A 2137-nucleotide genomic window follows, 5' to 3' on the forward strand; every position below is an offset into this window, starting at 1 on the left:
CGCCAGCCGCAGCGCACCGAGGCCGAGCAGGATGCCGATGGCGGCCAGAGTGGGCCAGTCGGGGTGATTGCTGACCGGCTTGAACCAGTCGAACTTTGCCTTGCGCGCGCCGTCGAACAGGCCCCAATAGCCGCCGACCGCCCCTTCCTGCATCCGCTTCCAGGGCTGGTCGAAGGCCTCGATAAAATTGTAATCGAGCTCATGCGCCTTGGCGTAGACCAGGAAGTCGCGCAAATACCGCGCCTGGTCGACGACGCTGGGAATGGCATCTTCGCGGGCGCGCCCGGCCGAGGGCCAGCCGGTTTCGCCGATCATCAGCTTGCGGCCGGGAAACTGGCGCTGCATTTCGCCAAGCACATATTCGAGATGCGGAATGGCCATGGTCGAGGGCGCCGGATCGTCCTCCCAATAAGGCAGGACATGGATGGTGAGGTAGTCGACGGCATCGACCAGCACCTGCGGCGCTTTCTGCCAGAAACCCCAGACATCGGCATAAGTGACGGGGAGGCCCGTCGCCTGCTTCACCCGGGTGACGAGGGCAGCCAATGTCTCGCCGCTCTGTTCGCCCCGCAGCAGCACTTCATTGCCGACGATGATGGCCTTGATGGCGCGTGGATGCGCCTTGGCCAATTCGACCGCGCGCGCGATCTGCGGCTCGTAGAGGGCGGGCTCGGCGCCGATCCAGATGCCGAGCAGCACCTGCATGCCGCGCGCTTCGGCCAAGGGCACCACCTGGTCAAGTCCCTGGTCGGTGGCGTAGATGCGCACGCAATCGGTGATCGGCTGCAACTGGTCGAGATCCTCGGCGATCTGAGCCGGCGGGATCACAAGACTGCGGTCATAGGGCGTCTGGTCGCCGCGGAAGGGCGTATAGCTCACGCAATGCAGCTTGGGTTCCGGCGCCGGCGGCAGATCGACCGGCCGGCCGAGCAGGGCCCAGAAGCCGATTGCAGCCAGGCCCGCCAGCAGCAGCGGCAATCCCCACAGCCTCAGCATCATGTCCTCGTCAAGCGGCCTGCTTGGTCTCAGGATTCGTCTCGGCGCCGAGCTCCTTGCCGCTCGCCACTGCCAGGGCCGCAGTCAGCGAGGGTTCAACGCCACCCCGATGCTGGCCAAGGCGCAGGGCATTGATCATGGAGAGCACCAGGGCCGAGAAGAAGGGCAGCGACTGCACGAAGAGGAGGACCGCCCACAGGACGGCCGCGGGCTCCTGGCTGCGCGCTTCAAGCGTCCAGATGCCGCAACCGACCAGGATGAGGAAGATCGCGGTCTCTTCGCGCGCCGAGACCAGGCCGCGCAGGGCTGCCGGGGCATTCTCCATCTTCGGCGTGCGGTGGAAGGGCAGGTTCGAGGTGAAGATGCCGCGCCACACCGCCTTGCCGACGGAATAGGACAAGGCGAGGCCGGCAAGGCTGGCGCCGATATTGTCCCAGACGCTGCACGGCACCTTCTGCGCATAGAGCCAGAACGACTTGCCGACCTTGAAGAGGAACATGCCGATGGTGACGAAGAGATAGACGGTGAGCGGCGGTGCTATGTATTGCGGCCACAGGATCATGCCGACCGTCCAGGCGATGGCCAGCGCGATGAAGCTGATCTGCAGACCGTCCGCGATCCAGGGCAGCCAGCCGGCCAGGAACTGATAGCGCTGCGCAGGCTCCAGGCGCTTGCCCATGAAGGGCATCAGATCGCGCCAATGGCTTTTCAGGATCTGCATGGCCCCATAAGCCCAGCGATAGCGCTGTTTCCGGAACGCGTCGAAACTGTCGGGCATCAGGCCGCGGCCATAGCTCTTCTCAGTATAGACCGCCTTGTGCCCGGCCTCGAACAGGCGCAAGCCCAGTTCGGCATCCTCGGTGATGCACCATTCGGCCCAGCCGCCGGCTTGTGTCAGCGCCGAGCGGCGAATGAGCGCCATGGTGCCGTGCTGGATGATGGCGTTCTTCTCGTCGCGGCTCTTCATGCCCAGATAGAAGAAACCGGCATATTCCCAGAAGCACATGCGTTTGAAGAGGTCTTCATGCCCGTCGCGGTAATCCTGCGGCGCCTGCACCAGCGCCACCTGCGGATTGGTGAAATGCGGCACAAGATCGGAAAGCCAGCTCGCGCGCACGATATAATCGCTGTCGATGGTGGC

Annotated in this window: 1 protein-coding gene and 1 pseudogene; both read right to left on the bottom strand. The window is 64.5% G+C overall.

From position 1 onward, the window contains the following. Positions 1-999: pseudogene (locus ACE3OA_RS21110) on the bottom strand (glycoside hydrolase); the annotation flags it as partial. 7 nt (positions 1000-1006) lie between these two features. Further along, positions 1007-2137: glycosyltransferase family 2 protein (locus ACE3OA_RS21115; RefSeq protein WP_374314549.1), on the bottom strand; the 1131-nt coding region annotated here is incomplete at its 5' end.

It is taken from the genome of Dongia sp., assembly GCF_041906375.1.
GTDB lineage: Bacteria > Pseudomonadota > Alphaproteobacteria > Dongiales > Dongiaceae > Dongia.